Raw genomic sequence first — 23787 nt, forward strand, 5'->3', positions numbered from 1 at the left:
CGATGCTGCGAAATTCTCCACCCGGCAGCGCCGATATCGGCGCGCTCCAACGCAAGGCGACACGGCTGCGCCGGCACATGCTGACCATGGCGCGCGGTCAGGGCCAGGGCTATATCGGCCAGGGCCTCGGCATCGCCGATACGCTGGCCGCGCTCTACTTCCACGAACTGCGTTACGATACGCACAATCTCACCTGGGCCGACCGTGACCGCTTCCTGCTGTCGACCGGGCACTATTCCATTGCGCTCTGGGCAGCGCTGGCCGAGGCCGGCATCATCCCGGTTTCGGAACTGATCACCTACGGCGCCGACAACAGCCGGCTGGAGATGTCGACGCTCGACACCACGCCCGGCGTCGAAATCATCGGCGGCTCGCTCGGCCACGGCTTGGGACAAGGCGTCGGCCAGGCGCTGGGCCTGCGCGTCGACAAATCCGACGCACGCGTTTTCGTCGAACTGTCCGATGGCGAAATGCAGGAAGGCTCGACCTGGGAAGCGGCGATGTCGGCCAGCCATTTCAGGCTCGACGGGCTGGTGGCGCTGATCGACTGCAACGGCATCCAAGCCGACGGGCCGGTGGTGCTCGACATGGAACCGGTGGCCGACAAGTGGCGCGCCTTCGGCTGGCAGACATCGGAGATCGACGGCAACGACATGAAGGCGGTGGTCGGCGCGCTGGCCGATGCGCGCGAACGCAACGGCAAGCCGAAGGCGATCGTGCTGCGCACGCTGCCGGGCAAAGGCGTGCCGCGCATCGAAACCTCTGAGAAATCGCACTTCTTCCGTATCGACGTGGCGCAGTGGGACGGCATCATCGCCGAGTTCGAAAAGACCGTGGGAGCAGTCCAATGAGCGGCGCGGCGACGGAGGCCGGGCGCACGCTGGCCATGGGCCAGGACGAAGCGGTTGGCGGCAGCCGGCGGAGCGTGGAGGCGCCTTTCGGCCGGGCACTGGCGCGGCTTGGCCAGAGCCGTCCCGACATTGTCGGACTGACCGCCGATCTCGGCAAATACACCGACATATTGCCGTTCCGCGACGCTTTCCCGGAGCGCTTCTTCAATGTCGGCATGGCCGAACAGAACCTCGTCGCTGTTGCCGCCGGGCTGGCGCGCACCGGCAAGGTGCCGTTCGCCACCACCTATGGCGTGTTCGCGACACGGCGTGCCTATGATTTCGTCGCCATCGCGCTCGCCCACTCCAACCTCGACGTCAAGATTGTCGCCGGCCTGCCGGGCCTGACCACCGGCTATGGCGGCACGCATCAGGCGATCGAGGACCTTGCGCTGATGCGCATGATCCCCGGCCTGACCATCATCGATCCTTGCGATGCCACCGAGATCGAGGCCGCGACCGAAGCGATCGCCGCGCATCGCGGGCCGGTCTACATGCGGCTGCTGCGCGGTTCCGTGCCTGTGGTATTTGAAGCCGGCTATCGTTTCGAAATCGGCAAGGCGCGGCAAATTCGTGACGGCTCCGATGTCGGCATCATCTCGACCGGCTTCATGACCGAACGCGCGCTGGACGCGGCGGACGCGTTGCGAAAACAAGGCATCTCCGCCGGCGTGCTGCATGTGCCGACGATAAAACCGTTCGACGCCGGAGCCGTGGCCGAATTTGCCGCCGGCTTCAGCCATATCGTCACGGCGGAAAACCACGTCGTGGTGGGCGGTCTGGCGAGCCTGGTCGTCGAGACCTTGTTCGATGCCGGCATTGCGAAGAAAGTGACGCGCATAGGCCTGCCGGACCGCTACATCGAATGCGGCGCGGTGCCGACCTTGCAAGCAAAATACGGCCTGACGACCGCGGCCGTCATCGCGACAATTACTGGTTTAAGCTAGAGTTTCGCATGAAGATCACCGAAATCGAGACCTTTGCCGTCGGCGCCGGCTGGAAGAACTGGCTGTTCGTCAAAGTGCATACCGACAAGGGCATCCATGGGATCGGCGAAGGCACGTTGAACGGCTTCATCAAGACCACCGAAGCCGGCGTGCACGAGCTCAAGCATCTCGCCATCGGCCAGGATCCGCGCCGCATCAATGCGCTGGCTAAGCGCATGCTGGACAGCGTCTCGCTCGACGGCGGCCATATCCATCGCACTGTCATCGCGGCGGTCGAGGTCGCCTGCTGGGATATTTTGGGCAAGAGCCTCGGCGTGCCGATCCACCAACTGCTCGGTGGCCAGGTGCGCGACAGCGTGCTCGGCTACGCCAATGGCTGGTATCGCACCGAGCGCACGCCGGAGGCTTTTCTCGAAGCCGCCAAGGCGGTGCTGGCCAAAGGTTTTAGGGCCTTCAAGCTCGACCCATTCGGCACGGCGCAAGGTTTTATCTCGCGCGAGGAACTGGAGCTTTCCTATGCGATCTGCCGGAAACTGCGTGATGAACTGCCTGGGGACACGCGGATCCTGATCGATGTGCATGCCCGCTTCACCGAGATCGCCGCCCTGCAGGCAGCGCAAAAATTCGCCGATCTAGATATCTACTGGTGGGAGGAGCCGACCTCGCGCGACCGACAGGACACGGTGCACGAAGTGGCGCATCGCTCGCCGATCCCGGTGGCGACCGGCGAAATGTACGACACGGTCGGCCAGTTCTACACGCTGGCGGCGGGCGGCGGGGTCAATATCTTCCAGCCCGAGCCGATGTCGCTCGGCGGCATTGCGCCGTCGATGCAGGTGGCCAATCTGGCGCTCGCGCATGGCAGCTACATCGCGCCGCACCAGAGTGGCGGCCCGGTGGCGACGGCGGTGTGCCTGCAACTGGCCGCGGCGGTGCCGAACTTCCTCATCCAGGAGCATTTCGACGCCTTCAACGACCCCTGGACACGCGACCTCGTGACCTGGCACCCGACCGTCAATGCCGATAACGGCCATCTGTCACTGCCGGATGCACCGGGGCTCGGCATCGATCTCAACATCGATGCGATCAAGGAACACCCCTACGATCCCAACGCCTATCTCAACGTCCATGCGGAAGGTTGGGAGAAGCGGCTGGGGCGGCGGGAAGAGACGGGGAAGACGACGTCCTTAAACTAGCCGATGCTCCCCCTTCGTCGTCATCCTAGGGCGGAGCAAGGAGCGAAGCGACGCGGCGCAGACCCTAGGGTGTCCGCGACGCCGCTTCGCGGCTGCTCCGCCCTAGGATGACGAAGCTGGGGAAGGCTGCGGCCAACAAGGAGATTGTCAAGCACTCTCGCGGTCGACGATCTCGAAGCCGAGGCTGGTGATGGTCGGCACCTTGGTGTCGCCGCCGAGCCTTGCCAGCAATTGCCGCACCGCGCGCCTGCCCATCTCGTAGCGGTTGACCTTCACCGTGGTCAGTGGCGGAAAAAGCTGCGCGGCGAGATCCATGTCGCCATAGCCGGCGATGGCGATCTTGCCCGGCACCGCCCAGCGCCGGCGATGGCACTCCTGCACGGCGCCGACGGCCAGCGTGTCGCTGGAAAAGAAGATGGCATCGATATCCCTGTGGCGGGAGGTCAGCGTGATCAACGCCTCGGCGCCGCCCTGAGCGGTGATCGGCACCTCGACCTCCATGTCGGCATGGTTCTTGATGCCGAGTTCGGTGAGTGCGGCGTGATAGCCGGTGCGGCGCTGCTGCAGCCGGTCATTGCCGTGGATCGGCGTCGAAACGAAGCCGATGCGCTTGTAGCCCTTGGCCGCCAGATGCATGGTCATGGCATAGGCGGTCTCGAAGTTGGAGACGCCGACCACCATGTCGATCGGCTTGCGGCCCTTGATCTCCGATATTTCGACCACCGGCGCGCCGCTGCTCTTCAGAAGCGCACGCGCGGTCTCGCTTTGCACGAAGCTCTGCAGGATCATGCCGACCGGACGCCAGCCGAGCAGATTGCGGATCGAATGCTCCTCGGCCTCCTGCGTGAATTCGCCTTGCACCAGCAGCATCGAATAGCCGCTCTCATGGCATTCGTCGGACATGCCTTGCACCTGTTCGGCGATGCCCGAATTGATCAGCGGCGGCACCACCGTGCCGATCATGCGGCCATTGCCGCGCATGCTGGAGGCCAGCCGGTTGGGTACGAAGCCCGCCTGTTCGATGGCCTCCAGCACCTTGGCGCGCGTCTCCGGCGAGACCATGTCGGGATTGGAGAGCGCACGCGACACCGTCATCGGCGCGACGCCGACCCGCTTGGCGATCTCGCGGACGCCAAGACGCTGCCGCTTCTTCTCACCCGCCGGCGGTCTGTCGGTCATCACCATGCTCCAAGAGAGCGCAGCCAGCAAAGCAATGTTCTGCCTATCGCGCCGTAAGCGGTCATTCATAGCTGTTGTGGCGGACGGTTTCCAGCGACGGACCCGGCAGGGATAGCGAGCATCACGAGTTCAGAAATTGCGTCCATAACCTGCCGTCCATCCACCGTCGACGCTCAGCATCTGGCCCGTCGTGTAGGTGTTGAGCGGATCACAGAAGAACAGCACGGCCGCGACCGCTTCCTCGATGCAGCCGGCGCGCCCGACCGGCGTGTGGCTGAGCATCGCCTTGTCGCCCGAGACCATGGTTCCATCCTCGACCGCGCCGAAGCCAACGGCATTGACCAGCACTTTCGGGCCGAACTCCATGGCCAGCGTACGCATGCCGGCCAGGATCGAGGCATTTTCCATGGAAAAGCGCGGATGGCGGCGCATCGGCATGCCGGCGGTGGCCGAGATCAGGAAGACAATGCGTCCGCCGCCGCGCTCGGCCATGGCCAAGGCCGCCTTGCGCGCATCGGCATGCTGGCAGCGGGGATCCTGCGCCGTCGTTCCCGGGCGCAGCGGATTGGACATCAGCAGAATGTCGGCGGTATCAGTTGTTTCGACAAATGTGCCGCCATTGGCACGCAGCGCGGTGAACGCCGCGTCGACGATCGGATTGGTCTCGCCATCGAGAGCCACCGCGGCGCCATTGAGATCGATTTCCATCGCGTTGCTCACATCATGTATCCCGCCGTCCAGCCGCCATCGACGGCCAGCACCTGGCCGTTGATGTAGCTGGCGGCCGGCGAGGCCAGGAACAGCACCGCCTCGGCGATCTCCCGCGGCTCGGCCGGGCGGCCGAGCGGCACATGGGCGAGGAACTCCTGGGTGCGGCCGGCGAACTTGCCCTCGTCGCCATAAAACAGCTTGGCGGTCAGTGCCGTCATCACCGAGCCCGGGGCAATGGCATTGGTCAGGATGCCCTTGCCGCCGAGTTCGATCGCCATCGATCGCGTCAGATGGATGATGCCGGCCTTGGCGGCGACGAACGGGCTCTGCAGCCGCATCGCGGCAAGCCCGACCACCGAGGCGATGTTGACGATGCGCCCGCCTTTGCCGGCGGCGAGCATGGGCTTCAGTGCCGCGCGGCTCATGATGTAGAGGCCATCGAGATCGATGCCGGTGATGCGGTCCCATTCCTCGGGCGGAAATTCGTCCAGGGTGACGCGGTGCGCCAGCGTGTTGACGCCGGCATTGTTGATCAGGATGTCGAGGCGGCCGTAGCGCTGCATGATCGCGGCGATGGCGCCGTCGACCGAGGCGGCGTCACGGATGTCGGTGGCGCAGGCCATGGCATCGCTCAAACCGACCGCGACCTGGCTTGCGCCCTCGCCATTGATGTCGGCGACGACGACCGCGGCACCATTGTCGGACAAGCGTCTGGCGATGGAACTGCCAATGGCGCCCGCGGCCCCGGTGACCAGCGCTACCTTGCCTCGCAAATCGCAGCGCATGTACCGTCCACCCCCGAGCGTTGCCGGGTTATGCTATTATAATATCTATAGGAGTCGGGCAAGCGGCAGCGTCACCCTCACGGTTATTCCGCCGGTGCGCCGGCAACGTTTTTGCGAGCGGCATCGACCATCAATCGCCTGGCCCGGAACACGCCCCATTGCTGGTCGACCAGCACGCCGATGAGGATGACGCCGCCCATCACCGCGAAGTTGAGGGAGGACGGGATGCCGAGCAGATTGACGAGGTTCTGCAGCTCCTGCAGCAGCACGGTGCCGAGGATGACGCCGATCAGCGAACCCTCGCCGCCGCGCAGCGAGAAGCCGCCGAGCACGGCCGCGGCAATGGCGTAGAGCTCGTAGAACTGGCCGTGGCTGGCCGGCGAGATCGAGCGCGTGTACATGGCGAAATAGATCGCCGACAGCGCCGTCAGCACGCCGCAGATGACATAGGCAGCCATGACGATACGGCCCGTGCGGATGCCGGAATATTTCGCCGCCTCCTCGTTCTTGCCGATGGCGTAGAGATAGCGGCCGAACACCGAGCGGTGCAGCACCACCCACATGACGATGGCGATGACGATCAGCGCGATGAAGCTGTTCGGCACGCCATAGGAACGGCCCGCCGTGAGAAATTCGAGCTCGGGAAAATTCTGGCCGAAGGCGAAGCCGGCGGTGCCGTCGGCGGTGTAGAAGCGGGCGACGCCGCGATAAATCAAGAGGCCGCACAAGGTGACGACGAAGGGCTGCAGCTTCAGCCGCGTGATCAGCCAGCCATGCACCAGGCCGATGATGGCGCCAAGCACGATGATCAGCACGAAGGCCAGCGGCCAGTCCAATTCGCGCACGGCGATGAAGTCGATGAACAGCGTTCCCAGCAGCGCCACCACCGAGCCGACCGACAGTTCGATGCCGCCGGTGATGATGACGAAGGCCTGGCCTATCGACAGGATGCCGAACAGGCCGATCAGGTTCGAGGTGTTGGCGAGGTTGATCGGCAAGAGGAAGCGCGGATTGATGAGGGCAACGATCGCCCCGACCACCAGGATCAGGATCAGCAGGCCGAGATCTTTCTTGCTCATCGTCTTCTCCCCAATGCCTGCCTGAGCAGGTTGCGCGGTCTCGCGACCCCGGCGCAAAAACTATTTCGGCTGCTTGCCCACCGCCAGCAGCAGCACGTTTTCCTGGCTGAACTGGTCCTTGTCGAGAATGCCCGAGATCTGGCCCTCATGCATGACGGCGATGCGGTCGGACACGCCGATCACCTCCTCCATGTCGCTGGAGATCATCAGCACGGCGACGCCGGCATCGGCCAGCGCGCGCATCAGCCCGTAGATTTCCGCCTTGGCGCCGATGTCTATGCCACGCGTCGGCTCGTCGAGGATCATCACCTTCGGGTTCATGGCCAGCCATTTGCCGAGCACGACCTTCTGCTGGTTGCCGCCCGACAGCGTGCCGGTGCGCGTCTGAACCGAAGGCGCCTTGATGCCGAGATCTTTTTTCTGCTTCTCGGCGGTGGCGGTCTCCGCACTTGCGGACACCAGCGAGCGCTTCGCATGTGCCGGCAGATTGGGCAGCGAAATGTTCTGCGCGATCGACAGGTCGAGCAGGATGCCGGTCAGCTTGCGGTCTTCCGGCACCAGGAAGATGCCGTGCGCGACGGCATCGGCGGCCGAACCCAGCACAAGCGTCTTGCCGTCGAGTTCGATCGTGCCGCCAAGGCTGGAATCGATGCCGAAGAACACGCGAGCCAGCTCGGTGCGGCCGGAACCGACCAGACCGGCAAGGCCGAGGATCTCGCCGCGCCGGACATCGAGGTCGACCGGCCGGCCGGGATAGGTGGGGGTGCGGATGGCCTTGGCGGCAAGGGCCACGGCGCCAGGGGCGCGCGCGGCCTCGGAGGCCTTCTCGCGCTCCTTCAGCATGCGGCCGATCATCAGCTTGACCATCTGGTCGTGGCCGATGTCGCGCTTGCCCAGCGTGCCGGCCAGCATGCCGTCGCGCAGCACGACGACGCGGTCGGCGACGCGCTCGACCTCGTGCAGGCGGTGCGAAATGAAGATGACGCTGATGCCGTCGGCCTTCAGCGCCTTGATGACGTCGAGCAGTTTGTCGGTCTCGGCGATCGGCAGGCTCGATGTCGGCTCGTCGAGGATGACCAGCCGTGCCTTGATCGACAGCGCCTTGGCGATCTCGACCATCTGCTGCTGGGCGAGCGACAGGGCGGCGACCTGGGTGTCGGCGGAGAAATTGGCACCGACGCGCTTCAAGAGCGGCGCCACCATTTCCCGCAGCTTCGTGCGGTCGACAAGCTTGAGCGGCCCGGCGCGCAGCGGCTCGCGGCCGAAGAAGATGTTGGCGGCGACGTCGAGATTCTCGAACAGATTGAGTTCCTGGTGGACGAAGGCGATGCCCGAGCCCAGGCTGCCTTCGACGGTCAAGCTGTTGTGGGCGGTGCCGTCGACGGTGATGGTGCCGGTGTCCGGCGTGGTGACGCCGCCGAGGATCTTCATCAGGGTCGATTTGCCGGCGCCGTTCTCGCCGACGAGGCCGATGACCTCGCCCGGCCGGACCTCCATGGAGAAGCCATCCAGCGCGACGACGCCCGGATAGGTCTTGCGCACGTTCTCGAGGCTGAGGAACGGCGTCGTCGCTGCGATGGATGTATCGGAATAGTTCATCATGCCTGACAGCAGTTAGCGGGCCAATTCCAAGGCATGATCTTTTCCGAAAACCGGTTCCCACTTTTCGGGATCATGCTTACGGCTTCCGGCAGACTGACGATCCTCGAAGGGTTCGTCAATGCGCGCAGCCGGCTCAAGCGATGTTGAGCCGGCTGAACTGCCTGTGGTCTTACTTGGCGGACATCGCCTTGAGATTGGCGGCATAGGCGTCGACATCATCCTTGCCGATGATCTTGGTGGGGATGATGATCAGGCCGTTGGCCGGGATGCCCGACTTGTCGCCCTTTAGGTAGGCAGCCATCAGCTTCATCCCCTGATAGGCCCATTCGAAGGGCTGCTGCACGACGGTGGCGGCAACGGTGCCTTCCTTGACGCCGCCCAGCGTGATCGGATCGTCATCGAAGCCGACGACCGTGATCGAGCCGAGCTTGCCGGCATCGCGCAGCGCTTCATAGATGCGCGGCGTGTTGTAGGAATAGAAGCCGACCATGCAGGTGACGTCGGGGCTGGCGACCAGCGCGTCCTCGACATTCTTCTTGGCGCGCGCCTGGTCGATATCGTCGCCGCGCACGTCGACAAGCTCGATCTTGGTGCCGGCGAGACCATCCTTCATGCCCTGGATGCGCTCCTTGGCATTGTCGGCGCCGAGCAGGCCGACGAAGCCGAGGCACTTGCCGCCATTGGGCATCGCCTTCTTGGCAATTTCGGCCGCCTGCTTGCCGGCGTCGACATTGGACGAGCCGATATAGGCGACGCGCTTGGTCTGCGGCGCGTCGCTGTCGGTGGTGAACAGCGCGGTTTGCGAGGCGATCTTGTTCAGGCCATCGGTCGAGGTCTTGGGATCGACGGCCGAGACCATGATGCCCTTGACGCCGGCCGTCACCAGATCGTCCATCAGCCGCTGCTGGATGGCGACCGACGACTGCTCGGGATATTTGAGTTCGAGATTGTAGTCGGGCAGTTCGCCCTGCGCCTTCTTGACGCCGGCTTCGGCCGCTTTCCAGAAATCGGAAGCGCCGTTGACGACGAAGGCCAGCGTCGGCTTGTCGTCGGCGCGCGCGATGGCCGTCGCCGTCAGGCCGACAACCAGGGCCGCAGCGGCCACGGATGCATTGCGTATCAAGGATTTCATGTTCAACCTCCCTTTATGGTCCAGCCGTCGGGCTGACCGGTCTTGCTCACTAGAATTGCCTGCTTACCTGAATTTGCCGTTCGCGGCTTGGATGCCCCCTCCTCCTCAGGGTTTCCCGGCACTCACAAGAATGGCCTCGTTCCAGCCACGGTCACGGACTTTAGAGACTCATTCTCCGCTCGTAAATAGTCCGATTTGTCTGACATATCACATATCTGCTACAAGGCTCGCGGAGGCAATCTCCGCTCGCCATCGGGCCATCGACGTTCGCTTTCCCGCCGCCCCGGAACCCAATAGGCCGGACACGACGGATTGACGTTACAGCGCATCTTTGTATTAGTAAACACTATTAGTTTTGAGCCGACATCCGAGCACGCCGTGGCGCCACCGCGAACGATGATTGACGAACCCATGCCATGACTGGACGGCACTCAAAGCCCCGCAGTCAAAGCTTTCCCTGCACATCCGGAGCCTTATGATCGATGGACCGCGCGGCAACTAATAGATATAAACGTAACGACAGTTTCTATAAATCGACGCCGCCGCGCCATCTTGTCGGACCGGCACGCTGCCGCTAGACAGGCTGGGATTGGGGACACGAATGCCATGAGCGATACGACGGATCCGGCCATTGAGACCGCGAGGCGCCGCAAGGCGCCGGCCAAGCCCAAGGGGCGGGTCACGATGACCGATATCGCCCGGGCCGCCGGCTGTTCGCAGGCGACCGTTTCCTTTGTGCTCAACAATTCGCCCGGGATAAAACTGTCGCAGCAGACCCGCGAGCGGGTGATCGAGGCCGCGAGGGCGCTGGGCTACAGCGCGCCCGCTTTCTCGGCGCTGCGCAAGCCGGTTGCCGCCTTTGACGGGCTGGACGGGGTGATCGGCTTTGCCGTCGACCAGCTGGCGACCAGCCCGGAGGCGGTGGTGGCGATCGAAGGCGCGCGCCAGGCCTCGTGGAATGCCGGCAATGTGCTGCTGGTGGCGCAGACCATGGGCGACGCCGTGATGGAGCCGCGCGCCATCCAGGCGCTGACCAGGCGGGGCATTTCGGCGCTGATCTACATGACCATCTTCACCCGCGAGATCACGGCGCCCGACTTCCTCTACAGCCTCGACATTCCGGTGATCCTGCTTAATTGCTACACGGCCGACTACGCCTTCCCGGCCGTGGTGCCCTCCGAGATCGCAGGCGGGCAGAGCTCGACAAGGCATCTGATCAGCCACGGCCACCGCCGCATCGCCACCATCACCGGCGAGCCGTGGATGCAGGCCGCGCAGGACCGGCTGAAAGGGTATCGGCGCGCGCTCGCCACCGCCGACATCCCCTTCGACCCGGAGCTGGTGGTCGAGGGCGACTGGTCGGCCAGCGCGGGCTATGCCGCGACCGTGAAGCTGCTGGCGCTGAAAGACCGCCCGACCGCCATCTTCTGCCAGAACGACCGCACCGCGATCGGCTGCTACGAGGCGCTCAAGGAGGCCGGCCTGCACATTCCCGGGGATATTTCCGTGGTCGGCTACGACGACGAGGAAATCGCCCGGCATCTGTTCCCGCCGCTGACCACCTCGATCCTGCCGCATATGGCGATGGGCCAATGGGCGATCGAACAGCTCGAGGCGCCGGCGGCGCCCGGGCAGGGACGCTACCCCATCACCAAGCTGGAGTGCCCGCTGGTGGAGCGGGACAGTGTAAGGGCGGTGGCGGGGGGCTGAGGTTAGGCGGCCGAGCCAATCCGTTGCGCGGAAGCGGTGGCATTCTTTCACCGGCCGCCAAAGCCATCGTCATTCCACTATGTCGCCCGCCAGTATGCGGCCGGGCAATTGTCGTCCATACTCGGGCCATGACGCGTCCGGGCTTGCGCTGTGTGCAGGTGTTCGCGGCCTTGCTGGCCGCGAGTTGCCCGCGCGCCGAAGCAGGCGGGATCTTCGAAGCCGGCGCCTACTCCTTCTCCGACGAACGCGGCGGCTTCCGGATCCTTTCGGCCACGGGCACCGGGACCCGCGCCGACCCGATCGTGGTGACCGAGGAACTGGACACCGCCGACCCGGTGACGCTGACCATCCGTGCGGCGCGGCCGATCCAGCCGTTCGGATCGTCGGGCAACTATGCGACCGGCTTTCTGCCGCTGAAGATCGTCGCCCGCAACAACAGCGGCGACGCCTGGATTGAATTCGGCTTCGAGCTGCAGTCGATCCTGAACGTGCCGAGCGACTATGGCGACGGGCTGTCCTTCGACCAGGCACAGCGCGTGGACAACATGATCAAATCCGACAGCTTCGCCGAATTCAAACGCGACTTCGAACCCTATGACCGGCTGCTGTTCAGCAAAGGCAAGGTCGACCCGCTGGAGAGCGCGTCGTTTTCGTTCCTGGTGACGGATTTCTCGCCGAAGGACCGGTTTTATCTGGTGGAGGAGCCGCGGGTGCCTTCGACTTGAGGGGGGTGCGGCGGTTGGTAGGGCGGCTGCTCCTAGCGCTTCATCGTTGCCATTTAAAGACTCGTGGTCTTTAGTCTCCCCGGACTGATTTGGGGGTACTTGTAGTTGAACCAGCAAGCATTGTCGGCATTCATCTGGTCCGTCGCGGACCTGCTTCGAGGCGACTACAAGCAGGCCGACTACGGAAAAGTCATTCTTCCCTTCACAGTGCTGCGGCGTCTGGACTGCGTATTAGAGCCGACCAAGGAAGCCGTGCTGGCAGAACATGCGGCCAAGACTGCCCAAGGCATGAACCCCGAACCCTTCGTTCTGCGCAAGGCCGGGCAGACCTTCTACAACACGTCAAAACTCGACATGCGCAAGCTGATGGGCGATCAGGACAACATCGCCCAGAACCTGTTCGCCTACATCCAGGCCTTCTCGCCGGATGTGCGCGACGTCTTCGAGCGGTTCGAGTTCGCGGTACAGGTGGACCGCCTCGCCAAGGCAGGGCTGCTCTATCAGGTCACCGAGAAATTCGCCCGCATCGATCTGCACCCTAGCAAGGTCGACAACCACCAGATGGGCCTCGTGTTCGAGGAACTGATCCGCAAGTTCGCGGAACTCTCGAACGAGACCGCTGGTGAACACTTCACGCCGCGCGAGGTCATCCGCCTGATGGTGAACCTTTTGTTCGTCGAGGACGACGCCATCCTGTCGAAGCCCGGCGTGGTGCGGACCATCTACGACCCGACCGCTGGCACCGGCGGGATGCTGTCGGTGGCCGGTGAGCATCTGGTCGAACACAACGATAAGGCCTCGCTTGTCATGTACGGGCAGGAGCTGAACCCCGAGTCCTACGCCATCTGCAAGGCCGACATGCTGATCAAGGGGCAGGATGTCGCCAACATCGTCTTCGGCAACACACTGTCCGACGACGGCCATCCGCACGAAAAATTCGACTACATGCTTTCTAATCCGCCCTTCGGCGTCGAATGGAAGAAGGTCGAGAAGGCCGTCCGCACCGAACACGAGAGCCAAGGCTTCAACGGCAGGTTCGGCCCCGGGTTGCCCAGGGTGTCCGATGGCTCGCTGCTGTTCCTCATGCATCTCCTCTCCAAGATGCGACCGGCGGTCGATGGCGGCAGCCGCTTCGGCATCGTGCTGAACGGCTCGCCTCTATTCACCGGCGGGGCTGGCAGCGGCGAGAGTGAGATCAGGCGCTACGTGCTTGAGAACGATCTGGTCGAGGCCATCGTCGCGCTGCCCACCGATATGTTCTACAACACCGGCATCTCCACCTACGTCTGGGTGCTGTCCAACCGCAAGCCAGCCCACCGCAAGGGCAAGGTGCAGCTCATCGACGCCTCCAGCTTCTGGCGCAAGATGCGCAAGAGCCTCGGTTCCAAGCGCAAGGAGATGGGAGACGACGACATCGCAACCGTCACGAAACTGTTCGGCGGTTTCCACGCGGCGAAGCTCGCGACCGTGCTGGACGCTGATGGCAACGAAACGGCGCGGCGGGTGGTGCTGGAGGGCGAGCAGTCCCCTGGGGCTCCCGAGGGCGGCAAGGTCAGGCTCGCGCCGCTGTCGCTGGTCTTCCCTAACGAGGCGTTCGGCTACCGCACGATCACCGTCGAGCGCCCCTTGCGTGACGACAGGGGGCGGATCGTCCTCGGCGAGCGTGGCAAGAACAAGGGCAAGCCGCAGGCCGACAGTGCGCTGAGGGACACCGAGAACGTGCCGCTGTCCGAGGATGTCGTCGCCTATTTCCGGCGCGAGGTGCTGCCCCATGCCGGGGATGCCTGGATCGATCACGAAAAGACCAGGGTCGGCTATGAGATCCCCTTCAACCGGCACTTCTATGTCTTCGAGCCGCCGCGTCCGCTTGCCGAGATTGACGCGGACCTGAAGCAAGTCACCGACCGTATTCTGACGATGATCCGGGAGTTGTCAGCATGACCGAACCTGGTGGGGCGGATCTGGAGTGGGGCGAGGTTCTGCCTCCCCACTGGCGCGTTCGGAGGCTCAAGCAAGTATGCGAGGTCTTCCCGAGCAACGTGGACAAGAAGTCCTACGAAGGGGACCCTTCGGTCCTCCTCTGCAACTACACGGACGTTTACTATAATGACCGGATCACTCGTGGCCTTCAGTTTATGGAAGCAACCGCAACGCCCGACCAGATTGAACGCTTCGGCCTCAGGGCAGGCGATACGATTATAACTAAAGACTCAGAGACCGCAGACGACATAGCCATAGCTGCTTACGTGCCCGAGGACTTGCCCGGGGTCGTCTGCGGCTATCACTTGGCGATGGTGCGGCCAAGTGGCAAGATGGACGGTGCCTACGTCGTGTGGTGGTTTGGCTCGCGTTCATTGAAAGCGAGTGTTCAGGTTCGAGCGAACGGGCTGACCCGCGTTGGACTTGGCCAATACGACCTCGACAATCTCGTCTTGCCGGTGCCACCTCTCCCCGAGCAAACCGCCATCGCTAACTTCCTCGACCGCGAGACGGGCAAGATCGATGCGCTGGTGGAGGAGCAGAGGCGGCTGATCGACCTGCTCAGGGAGAAGCGTCAGGCCGTCATTTCCCATGCGGTCACCAAGGGGCTCAACCCCGATGCCGCGATGAAGGCCTCGGGCGTCGAATGGCTGGGCGAGGTGCCGGAGCATTGGGAGGTAAAGAAACTCAAGGCTCTTACCCCGCAGATCACCGTAGGTATCGTCGTTGAACCATCCAAGTACTACGCGGAAAGTGGCGTGCCCGCTTTGCGATCACTCAACGTAAGGCCAGGTCGGATCAACAGCGAGGGATTGGTATATTTCGGTAGAGGCTAACGAAGCTCTGGCCAAGTCGCAGATCAAGGCAGGAGATCTCGTTGCTGTTCGGTCAGGGCAGCCAGGAACGACTGCGGTGGTCCCCGAGGAGTTCGATGGCGCCAACTGCATTGACCTCATCATAATCAGAAAGCCGACTTTCGGCTCCGAATGGTTCCTGTGCTGGTCTCTCGCGTCTGACGTTGCCGTCCGCCAGTTTGCTGAGGGGTCGGGAGGAGCTATTCAGCAGCACTTCAACATCGGAACGGCTATGAACTTGGTGGTCGCGGTACCCCCGCCCGACGAGCAAACTGAGATCGCCAACTTCTTGCGGGAGGCAACTAGCAAAATGGATCTACTGATTGGCGAAGCCGAGCGGGCGATGGAACTCCTACGTGAGCGTCGCACCGCAATCATTTCTGCTGCCGTTACCGGCAAGATCGAAGTACGTGACGTCTCACGGACAAATATTGCAGGCGCAGCGAGCGCCAAGAAAGTGGCAATGGCATGAGTGTCGACGCAATTCTTGCCGCCATTCCAACCATGGACGCACAGAAACGGGCGAACATTCGCAACAACGCCGAGGCTAGGCTCAGCCATCCCAGTAGCGGAGAGGATGCTCGTCGCGTAATCAACGCACTGGATGCCCAGATCGAACTTGACGCCCATGTCCTCTCCGAGCAGGTCTCTCGGTTGCCAATCGCGCGGCGCGTGATCGAGGCCTTCACTCATCAGCCAATGTCCGAAACGGAACGCAAGATCATCCAGGTCCTTCTGGATAACCCTGGCCTGTCGTCGGAAGGCCTGAGCCAGAAGCTCGGTTGGGGCGCTCAAAGCTGGCACATGCACTTCGGTGAGATGTGCAAGAAACGAGAGACCCGGCTCTGGCCAGCAGAGAACGCTGTCGTGCGCAACGCTGCTTTCTTCAGCGGTATTCTTGCGGAGTGGGCCGAGCAAAGCGGCTGGAAGATGAAACCCGACGTCGCTGAAGCATTTTCGGGACTGGGGCTCAAGGCAAAGTAATGAGCCTGCACAAGGAGATCAGCTTCGAGGCGGAAGTCTGCGCTCACCTTGCCGCGAACGGCTGGCTGTATGCCGAGGGCGATGCCGCCGCTTATGACCGGACCCGTGCGCTGTTTCCCGCCGATGTCGTAGCATGGGTTCAGGCAAGCCAGCCGAACGCCTGGGCATCGCTGACCAAATCCCACGGCGCTGCCGCCGAAGCCACGCTGCTCGACCGCATCCGCAAACAGCTCGACGAACGCGGCACGCTCGACGTACTGCGCCATGGCGTCGAGATGATAGGCCTCAGGGCACCCCTGGCGCTCGCCCAGTTCAAGCCAGCATTGGCGATGAACGCCGACATCCTTGCTCGCTACCAGGCCAACCGGCTGCGCGTCGTGCGGCAGGTGCGCTATTCCCTTGCCAACGAGAACGCCATCGACCTCGTGCTGTTCCTCAACGGCCTGCCGGTCGCTACCGTGGAACTCAAGACCGACTTCACGCAATCCATCACTGATGCAGTGGACCAGTACAAGTTCGACCGCCTGCCAAACCCCAAGGGCCAGGCCCCTGAGCCGCTGCTGACCTTCCCCAGCGGGGCGCTGGTTCACTTCGCCGCCAGCAATGCCGAAGTAATGATGACGACAAGGCTGGAAGGCCCGCAGACGCGCTTCCTGCCCTTCAACAGGGGCAATGACGGCGGCAAGGGAAACCCGCCGAATGCCAATGGTCATCCGACGGCCTATCTGTGGGAGGACATCTGGCAGCGGGACTCGTGGCTGGAAATCCTCGGACGCTACATGGTCGCCGAACGCGACGCCAAGAAGAAGATCAAGGGCCTCCTATATCCGCGTTTCCATCAGCTCGACGCTACACGCAAGCTTCGAGCCGCCGTTCTGGCCGAGGGCGCTGGCGGCAAATACCTGATCCAGCATTCGGCGGGCTCCGGCAAGACGAACTCGATTGCCTGGTCCGCGCATTTTCTTGCCGATCTGCATGACGAGAAACATCAGAAGGTCTTCGACACGGTTCTGGTGGTGTCCGACCGCAACGTCATTGACACGCAGTTGCAGGAAGCGATCTTCAACTTCGAGCGGACCACCGGCGTCGTCGTCACCATCAAGAGCGACAGCGGCGCGAAAAGCGGGCAACTGGCGGAGGCGCTGGCTGGCGGCAAGAAGATCGTCGTCTGCACCATCCAGACCTTCCCTTTTGCCCTCAAGGCGGTGCAGGAGCTGGCAGCATCGCAAGGAAAGCGGTTCGCGGTCATTGCCGATGAAGCGCACAGCAGCCAGACTGGCGAGGCGGCGGCCAAGCTGAAGGCCGTGCTTTCCCCCGAGGAACTTTCCGATCTCGGCGACGGCGGAGAGATCAGTTCCGAAGACATTCTCGCAGCCCAGATGGCTGCCCGGGCAAGCGACAAAGGGATCACCTATGTTGCCTTCACTGCCACGCCCAAGGCGAAGACCCTTGAGCTGTTTGGCCGTCGCCCCTTTCCAGATCAGGCTGCCAGCGAGACAAACCTGCCGGCGGCCTTCCACGTCTATTCCATGCGACAAGCGATCGAGGAGGGTTTCATCCTCGATGTGCTGCGTAACTACACGCCCTACAGCCTTGCCTTCAAACTTGCCCATCAGGGCAAGGAGATTGACGACACCGAGGTCGAGCGCAGTGCTGCGGTCAAGTCGCTGATGCGCTGGGTGCGGCTCCACGACTACAACATCAGCCAGAAGGTGCAGGTGGTGGTCGAGCATTACCGGTCGCTTGTACAGCCACTGCTCGACGGCAGGGCCAAGGCGATGGTGGTGGTGGGCAGCCGCATCGAAGCCGTGCGCTGGCAGCTCGCCATCAACAAGTACATCAAGGAAAAGGGTTACAAGTTGGGGACGCTGGTGGCGTTCTCTGGCGAGGTCAACGATCAGATAAGCGGGCCTGACCCTTTCAGCGAAACCAGCAAGGAGTTGAACCCGGGGTTGAACGGGCGCGACATCCGCGAGGCCTTCAAGCTGCCCGAATATCACATCCTGCTAGTGGCCAACAAATTCCAGACCGGGTTCGATCAGCCCCTTTTGTGCGGCATGTATGTCGACCGGCGGCTGGCGGGCATACAGGCGGTGCAGACACTGTCGCGGCTCAACCGTGCGCATCCCGGGAAGGACACGACCTATGTCCTCGACTTCGTCAACAGCAGCGACGACATCCTCAAGGCTTTCCAGACCTACTACGAGACTGCCGCGCTGGAGAATGTGACCGACCCCAATCTCGTCTTCGACCTGCGGGCCAAGCTGGACGCCTTGGGGTACTACGACGATTTCGAGGTCGAGCGTGTGGTCAAGGTCGAGTTGGACTCGGCATCAAAGCAGGGCGACCTCGTCGCCGCTATCACGCCTGTCACCGACCGGCTCTTGCGCTCCTACAGGGATGCTCAGGAGCGGTTACGCATAGCCAGATCGAAAGATGACGCTAAGGCAGCCAAGGACGCTCAGGACACGATGGACGCTCTCGTGTTGTTCCGTGCCGACATGGGCGCGTTCGTGCGCCTTTATGCGTTCCTGTCCCAGATATTCGACTACGGCAACACCGCCATAGAAAGCCGCCATATCTTCTTCCGCCGCCTCATTCCCTTGCTTGAGTTCGGGCGCGAGCGGCAGGAGATCGACGTGTCAGGGCTGGTGCTGACCCACCACAAGCTGGCCGATAAGGGGAAGCGTACGCTGGCATTGGGTGGCTTCGGAGAACCGTTGCAGCCGATCTATGACGCGGGTTCCGGATCACTACAGGAGAAGCAGAAGGCGCTGCTGGCGGAGATCGTCGCCAAGCTGAACGACCTGTTTCAAGGCGACGTGACCGACGATGATCAACTCATCTACGTCAACAACGTCATCAAGGGTAAGCTGATGGAGTCCGAGACGCTGGCCCAGCAAGCTGCCAACAACACCAAGGAGCAGTTCGCGAACTCACCAGACCTGTCGAAGGCGATCCTCGATGCCATTATCGACGCCTTCGAGGCACACACGACGATGAGCAAGCAGGCGCTGGACTCGGCCAAAATCCGTGAGGGTCTCAAGGATGTGTTGTTAGGGCCGGGAAAGCTGTGGGAGGATTTGCGCTCTCAGCAGGAAGAGACCGACGCTTCATAAACCCAATGTTTTGAGTTTCGAACCTACTCGGAGAGCCTTGGCGCACCCGACAGGATTCGAACCTGTGACCTCTGCCTTCGGAGGGCAGCGCTCTATCCAGCTGAGCTACGGGTGCTTCCCGGGAAACCGGAAAACGAACCAGCCGGTGAACCGGCAAGTCACGGCTTCTTAGCGGAAGCCGGCGCGGGCTTCAACGGGCAATTGGCGATTGGGTGGCGTCCGGTGAGGTGGATGGTCCTCTGAGGGGTGCGCTTGTTGGATATGGCGCTCCCCCTCTCCGTCTCGGCTTCGCCGAGCCACCTTGCCGGGGCGAGCCACGGGTCTCGCCCGTCCTTCGGACCCCCCGCTCCCGTGGGGGCGAGGAACCCAAGCGTCACTCTCCCGCCTCACTCTTCACGGTACGCCTTCCGCGCACCGCCCGCTTCACTTTCTTCGTCCCCGCCAGCTCGTTCATCGCGTCGAGCTGCATCTGCTGCATTTCGGCCAGGCGCGTCCATTGGCGGGAGATGAGGTAGTCGAGCTTTTCGTGCAGGTGGCGCACTTCGAGCTCGGCTTTGAGGTTGACGCGGTATTCGTTGAAGGAGCGCAGGCGGTCTTTCACCTCCTGGCGCTTCTGGCTCATCATGATGACCGGCGCCTGGATGGCGGCGATGCAGGAGAGCAGCAGGTTGAGCAGGATGAAGGGATAGGGGTCGAAGGCGCCGCCCATGCCCTCGAACAGGTTGATGCCGATCCAGACCAGGAGCACGGTGGCGAACGAGATCAGGAACCACCAGCTGCCGCCGAAGGCGGCCATGTTGTCGGAGACGCGGTCGGGGAAGGTGCGGTGCTCCTCGAATTCTTCTTCCGAGTTTTCGGAAATCGTGTCCTGCCTGGCGATCGATTCCACCACCTGGCGGTCGAGTTCGGAGAATTCGCCGTGCTCCTGCTGCAGCAGCTCCTCCATGTAGCGCATGCGGTAGCGGCCAAGCTCCTCGCGGCTGATGCGGGCGCCCCTGGGCAGATCGGGATGGTCGGAGCGGATGCGGTCGGCCAGGCTCGGACGCAGCGTGTCGATGCGCACCAGGTCGCGCTTGTGGAATTTGCGGCCGGAGATCGCCGACGGTTTTTTCTTCGGCTTTATGCGCGAGGCGCCGAGGCCGGAGGGTTCTGAGTCAGGCACTTCGGGCGTGTCGAAATGCTCGTCCGAAACCTCGTGCAAATCCTCCGGCGAGATCGGCGCCTCGAAATATTCGCTGCCGCTGTCGTGCTCATTGTCCGCCGCCTGCTGATCGGATGCCTTGGGGACGGTGCTCATGGTGCGGGCTCCTGCTGTGGCGCTGCTGTATCTGAGGATACGCCAAGGCGACGGGGCATATCCACTGTCGGATTGCGCTGCCTATGCCATGGCTTCCCAACGATTGCGTGACAACAGGATAACAATAGCCGGCTGTGGGGTTTTGGCAGTGCTTCGCGGGTTGGCCGAGGCGCCCTCGACGTCGTCATCCACGGGCGGCGCAGTCGCGAAGCGGCGTCGCGAAGACCCGAGGATCCATGCCGGGACGGCGACCGCAGAGTGCAGCGGAGCGGAATTCTGCACCGCTACGGCGCATTGAGGTCCCGGCATGGATCCTCGGGTCTGCGCCGCGTCGCTGCGCTCCTTGCTCCGCCCGTGGATGACGAATCGAGGGAGGCTCCGCTGGCCCTCTCTCGCTACTGCTGTTCGGCGAACATCAGCCTGGTCTTGGTGCCGTCCATGGTCGGCGACAGGCTGCGCTGGATCAGGGCTTCGACATGGTCGTTGCGCTGGCGGGCTGAGTCGGCGCCCATCACCACCACGATCAGTTGGCGGCCGTCGGCATTGTAGGAGGTGACGATGTTGAAGCCTGAGGCTCTGATATAGCCGGTCTTGATGCCGTCGACGCCGCGCACGCGGCCGAGCATGTCGTTGTGGCCGCGCACCAGCCTGCCGCGGAACATGAAATCGCTTTCGGAGAAATAGTGGAAGTGCTGGGGGAAGCGCTGGCGCAGCGCCATGCCGAGCACCGCCATGTCGCGCGCCGTCGTCATCTGGCTGTCGTCGGGCAGGCCGGAAGCGTTGCGGAAGGTGGTGCTGGTCATGCCGAGCGCGCGCGCCTTGGATGTCATCATGGCGGCGAACTGGTCCTCCGAGCCGCCGAGATACTCGCCGACCGCCACCGCCACGTCGTTGGCCGATTTGACGACGATGGCGCGTATGGCGGAATCGACATCGATCGTCTCGCCGCGCCGGAAGCGCATCTTGGTCGGCGGCTGCGAGGCGGCGTGGTCGGAGACCGGGATTTGCGTTTCCTTGGTGACGCGGCCGGACTCCATCGCCTCGAACAGGAGATAGAGCGTCATCATCTTGGTCAGCGAGGCCGGATAGCGCTGCGCCGTCGAGTTGACCTCGAACATCTGCTTGCCGGTCTTCACATCGACGACGATCGCCGCATATTTCTGCGGCGGTGCCGGCACTGCCAGCACCTGGTCCGGTGGGGTCGTGGTCGAGCAGCCGGCGACCAGCAGCAACAGGCCGAGGGCGACGAAAACTCTCTGGAGGAGCGGAAAGGGACGCAATTTGGACAAGGGCGGGACTGTTCTGGCGATGCTGTTGCTGAGATGAGGCGAAGCTAACGTAACGCGCTTGATGCGTCCATTTGGTTAATGGCGGTTAGTCCCAGGATTGTCGAGCCCGACCTGCTTCCTCGCCCCCGCCAAGGGCGGGGGAGAGGTGGCCGCGAAGCGGCCGGAGAGGGGGAATTCGTAGGACGCGGCTTGGCAACCAGATCCTAACCGGTATCCGTCGGCGCAGCCCCCTCTCCGTCTCGGCTTCGCCGAGCCACCTCTCCCCCACTCACGTGGGGGCGAGGAACTTGAGCCTTTATCTGCCCCGAAAAGGCCTGTTTTTGTGTCTTTCCTTGCCAGAACCGCGTTTCCTGTGGGAAGGGGCGTGGCATTGGCTGGCTTGGGGGGTGACATGACGGACATCGGGGCCGGGGGCGCAGCGCCTTCGCTTATCAAGGCATCGCTCAGCCGCACCGGCAAATGGGCCGGCAGCGTCGCTTTCATCAGCGGCGCCGTTGGCGATGTGCTCAATCCGCTGGCGCCGTTCGCCGCCTATATCGCGCTGGTCGCGGCAATCGCCGCGGTCATCATCGCCATCGCCATTGTGCTCAAGCTGGTGCTGGCGACCAAGGCGCTGCCGGCGCTGATATTCGCCACCAGTGCCGCGGCCGTCGCCGGCGGCGTCTATGCCGTGCAACAGGAGACCAATTCGCAGAACGGCGTCATCGCCAGCCTAGTGCCGGCGATCGCGCAGCTGCAGCAATCGATGGGCATCGTCTCCGAAAAGGTGGCCAAGATCGAGCAGACGGTGACGCAGACGCAAAAGACCGTCGAAGAGGTCAAGAAAACGACCGACACGGTGGCGCAGAAGACCGACCAGATCGCCTCCACCCAGCAGCAGCAGACGCAGCAGGGCGCTGAGACGCAGAAGACCGTCGAAGCGGTCAAACAGACGACCGAGACGCTCGCCGCCGGCCAGCAACAGCAGCAGGCCCAGGCGGAAAAGCTGCAGGCGACGACCGAGCAGATCGCCGCCTCGATCGACACCATCGCCAAGGGGTTTGCCCAACTTGCGGCGCAGGGCGGGGCGATCGCCGAGCCGAAGCGGCCGGACGAGTTCTATCACAATGCCCGCGTCTATGAATTGTCCGGCGACATGCTCAATGCAAGGCGCTCCTACCTCGCCTTTGCCGGCTTCGATGTCGACGCCATCGATCCCTATACGCGCTTTGCCACGCTGCTCAGGGTCCAAGACGGCAAGGCCGGCGCGCGCGAAGTGTTCGGGCAGCTGGCCGACAAGGGCAAGGCGCTGTCGATCAAGCTGGTGCATATATTGCAGTTCGAGGACGTGCAGCGGCTCGACAAGCTCAACGCCTTCATCGCGGCCAATCCCGACTACGCGCCGGCCTATTTCCTCAAGGCGCAGGAATTTTCGGAAGACCGCCTCGGCAGCCAGACGCTGGCCGACAAGCGCAACGAAGCCCAGGCGCTGACCAAGTTCGTGTCCTATGAAAGGGATGGCGGGCTGCTCAAATATTTCGTCGACCAGACGCAGCTCGCCGACTGGCTGGACCGCAGCCGCAGCCGGCTGGTAGCGCTTGGCGACGTGCTCGACCCCGCGCGGTTCGCGCCTTCGCTGACGCCGATGCGCTCCAACCAGGGCTGGTCGATGACCATTTCGCTGCCCGAGCCGGCGACCGCGATTTCCTGGCGCCTGGGCACCAGCGGTCCCTTCACCGACACCGGCTTCCTGGCGATGAAGGACCAGACCACCGGCAAGCCGATGGCCAATCCGAGCTTCGAATTGCCCGACAGCACGGCGGCGACCACGATTGCGATAAAGTATCTCGACATCAGGGGCCGCGAGACCGGCCCGTTCGACATAAGCTTCGACCCGGATGCCGCGCTGCAACAAGGTGACAAGCAGATCCTCGACCAGTTCTGGACGTCGTGGATTGCCTTCGACTCCGGCGGCAATCACGGCCTGGTCTATTTCACCCAGATGCTATCCTACCGCTGCGCCATCAAGGAGGTCCATTACAGCTTGAACGGTGCCGCGCTCGACAAGTCGCTCGAGATACCGCCTTGCGACAAGAAGGACCCCTACGCCATCCCCTACGACGCCAAGGGCTATTTCAAGGTCGCCGACAGCGTGAAATCGATGTCGGTGCAGGTCACCTACACGGACGGGACGAAATCGCCGGTGCGGGAGTATAAGCGCCAGTAGCTCTGCTTACCCTCCCCCTTGTGGGGGTCCGAAGGACGGGCGAGACCCGTGGCTCGCCCGGGGTGGGGGTGACGCCGGCGCCAGACCCCCACCCCGTCGAAC

19 protein-coding genes and 1 tRNA gene are annotated in these 23787 nt (G+C 63.2%); 11 read left to right on the forward strand and 9 right to left on the reverse strand.

Annotated elements, in window-relative coordinates; translation table 11 throughout:
* Positions 1-2 precede the first annotated feature (2 nt).
* From JN279_RS02565 to JN279_RS02575, 3 genes are read left to right on the forward strand one after another with little or no spacing between them, the layout of a single operon-like run.
* A complete protein-coding gene (locus tag JN279_RS02565; RefSeq protein WP_202351907.1) occupies positions 3-851 on the forward strand; it encodes a transketolase in 849 nt (282 codons plus the stop codon).
* Positions 848-1837, forward strand: a complete 990-nt coding sequence (locus JN279_RS02570; RefSeq protein ID WP_202351908.1) for a transketolase family protein — start codon at positions 848-850, stop codon at positions 1835-1837. Before JN279_RS02565 ends, JN279_RS02570 begins: the two co-directional genes overlap by 4 nt.
* An 8-nt stretch (positions 1838-1845) precedes the next feature.
* Positions 1846-3033, forward strand: coding sequence for a mandelate racemase/muconate lactonizing enzyme family protein (locus JN279_RS02575; RefSeq protein WP_202351909.1), 1188 nt, complete (start codon positions 1846-1848; stop codon positions 3031-3033).
* A 147-nt stretch (positions 3034-3180) separates the two neighbouring features.
* On the opposite strand, the gene JN279_RS02580 is transcribed toward JN279_RS02575, so the two are convergent.
* The 6 genes from JN279_RS02580 to JN279_RS02605 all read right to left on the reverse strand — a co-directional run bounded on the left by JN279_RS02580 (position 3181) and on the right by JN279_RS02605 (position 9521).
* Positions 3181-4212 (reverse strand): substrate-binding domain-containing protein, encoded by a 1032-nt coding sequence (locus tag JN279_RS02580; RefSeq protein ID WP_244734380.1) that lies wholly within the window; start codon positions 4210-4212, stop codon positions 3181-3183.
* Positions 4213-4341: 129 nt separating this feature from the next.
* The gene (locus JN279_RS02585) at positions 4342-4932 is read right to left on the reverse strand and encodes an SDR family oxidoreductase (protein ID WP_244734381.1); all 591 of its coding nucleotides are present in this window, start codon (positions 4930-4932) and stop codon (positions 4342-4344) included.
* The gene (locus JN279_RS02590; RefSeq protein WP_202351910.1) at positions 4929-5708 is read right to left on the reverse strand and encodes an SDR family NAD(P)-dependent oxidoreductase; all 780 of its coding nucleotides are present in this window, start codon (positions 5706-5708) and stop codon (positions 4929-4931) included. The genes JN279_RS02585 and JN279_RS02590 overlap by 4 nt, the downstream gene beginning before the upstream one ends.
* Before the next feature lie 83 nt (positions 5709-5791).
* Positions 5792-6787, reverse strand: coding sequence for an ABC transporter permease (locus JN279_RS02595; protein ID WP_096452611.1), 996 nt, complete (start codon positions 6785-6787; stop codon positions 5792-5794).
* A 60-nt stretch (positions 6788-6847) separates the two neighbouring features.
* Positions 6848-8386, reverse strand: coding sequence for a sugar ABC transporter ATP-binding protein (locus JN279_RS02600; protein ID WP_202353626.1), 1539 nt, complete (start codon positions 8384-8386; stop codon positions 6848-6850).
* A 172-nt stretch (positions 8387-8558) separates the two neighbouring features.
* Positions 8559-9521 (reverse strand): sugar-binding protein, encoded by a 963-nt coding sequence (locus tag JN279_RS02605; protein ID WP_202351911.1) that lies wholly within the window; start codon positions 9519-9521, stop codon positions 8559-8561.
* A gap of 606 nt (positions 9522-10127) precedes the next feature.
* Between JN279_RS02605 and JN279_RS02610 the strand changes: the two genes are divergently transcribed.
* From JN279_RS02610 to JN279_RS02640, 7 genes are all read left to right on the forward strand, one after another.
* Entirely contained in the window at positions 10128-11231 is a 1104-nt protein-coding gene (locus JN279_RS02610) for a LacI family DNA-binding transcriptional regulator (protein WP_202351912.1), read from the forward strand.
* A 128-nt stretch (positions 11232-11359) separates the two neighbouring features.
* Positions 11360-11956, forward strand: coding sequence for a hypothetical protein (locus tag JN279_RS02615; protein ID WP_202351913.1), 597 nt, complete (start codon positions 11360-11362; stop codon positions 11954-11956).
* A 105-nt stretch (positions 11957-12061) separates the two neighbouring features.
* Positions 12062-13897, forward strand: coding sequence for a type I restriction-modification system subunit M (locus tag JN279_RS02620; protein ID WP_202351914.1), 1836 nt, complete (start codon positions 12062-12064; stop codon positions 13895-13897).
* Complete coding sequence (locus tag JN279_RS02625; RefSeq protein ID WP_202351915.1) at positions 13894-14772, forward strand: restriction endonuclease subunit S; 879 nt, start codon at positions 13894-13896, stop codon at positions 14770-14772. Before JN279_RS02620 ends, JN279_RS02625 begins: the two co-directional genes overlap by 4 nt.
* Positions 14773-14848: 76 nt before the next feature.
* The gene (locus tag JN279_RS02630; protein ID WP_202351916.1) at positions 14849-15262 is read left to right on the forward strand and encodes a restriction endonuclease subunit S; all 414 of its coding nucleotides are present in this window, start codon (positions 14849-14851) and stop codon (positions 15260-15262) included.
* Positions 15259-15774: a hypothetical protein gene (locus JN279_RS02635; RefSeq protein ID WP_202351917.1), complete on the forward strand. Its 516-nt coding sequence runs from the start codon at positions 15259-15261 to the stop codon at positions 15772-15774. The genes JN279_RS02630 and JN279_RS02635 overlap by 4 nt, the downstream gene beginning before the upstream one ends.
* Positions 15774-18893: a type I restriction endonuclease subunit R gene (locus JN279_RS02640; protein ID WP_202351918.1), complete on the forward strand. Its 3120-nt coding sequence runs from the start codon at positions 15774-15776 to the stop codon at positions 18891-18893. The genes JN279_RS02635 and JN279_RS02640 overlap by 1 nt, the downstream gene beginning before the upstream one ends.
* Before the next feature lie 38 nt (positions 18894-18931).
* Here JN279_RS02640 and JN279_RS02645 read toward each other — a convergent pair.
* The 3 genes from JN279_RS02645 to JN279_RS02655 all read right to left on the reverse strand — a co-directional run bounded on the left by JN279_RS02645 (position 18932) and on the right by JN279_RS02655 (position 21479).
* Positions 18932-19008 (reverse strand) — tRNA-Arg (locus JN279_RS02645).
* A 258-nt stretch (positions 19009-19266) separates the two neighbouring features.
* Positions 19267-20190, reverse strand: a complete 924-nt coding sequence (locus tag JN279_RS02650; protein WP_202351919.1) for a DUF1003 domain-containing protein — start codon at positions 20188-20190, stop codon at positions 19267-19269.
* Positions 20191-20585: 395 nt separating this feature from the next.
* Entirely contained in the window at positions 20586-21479 is an 894-nt protein-coding gene (locus tag JN279_RS02655; RefSeq protein WP_202351920.1) for a D-alanyl-D-alanine carboxypeptidase family protein, read from the reverse strand.
* Between the two features lie 391 nt (positions 21480-21870).
* Between JN279_RS02655 and JN279_RS02660 the strand changes: the two genes are divergently transcribed.
* Entirely contained in the window at positions 21871-23685 is a 1815-nt protein-coding gene (locus JN279_RS02660) for a methyl-accepting chemotaxis protein (RefSeq protein ID WP_202351921.1), read from the forward strand.
* Positions 23686-23787: the final 102 nt, after the last annotated feature.

This window comes from Mesorhizobium sp. 113-1-2 (genome assembly GCF_016756475.1).
Lineage (GTDB): Bacteria > Pseudomonadota > Alphaproteobacteria > Rhizobiales > Rhizobiaceae > Mesorhizobium > Mesorhizobium loti_C.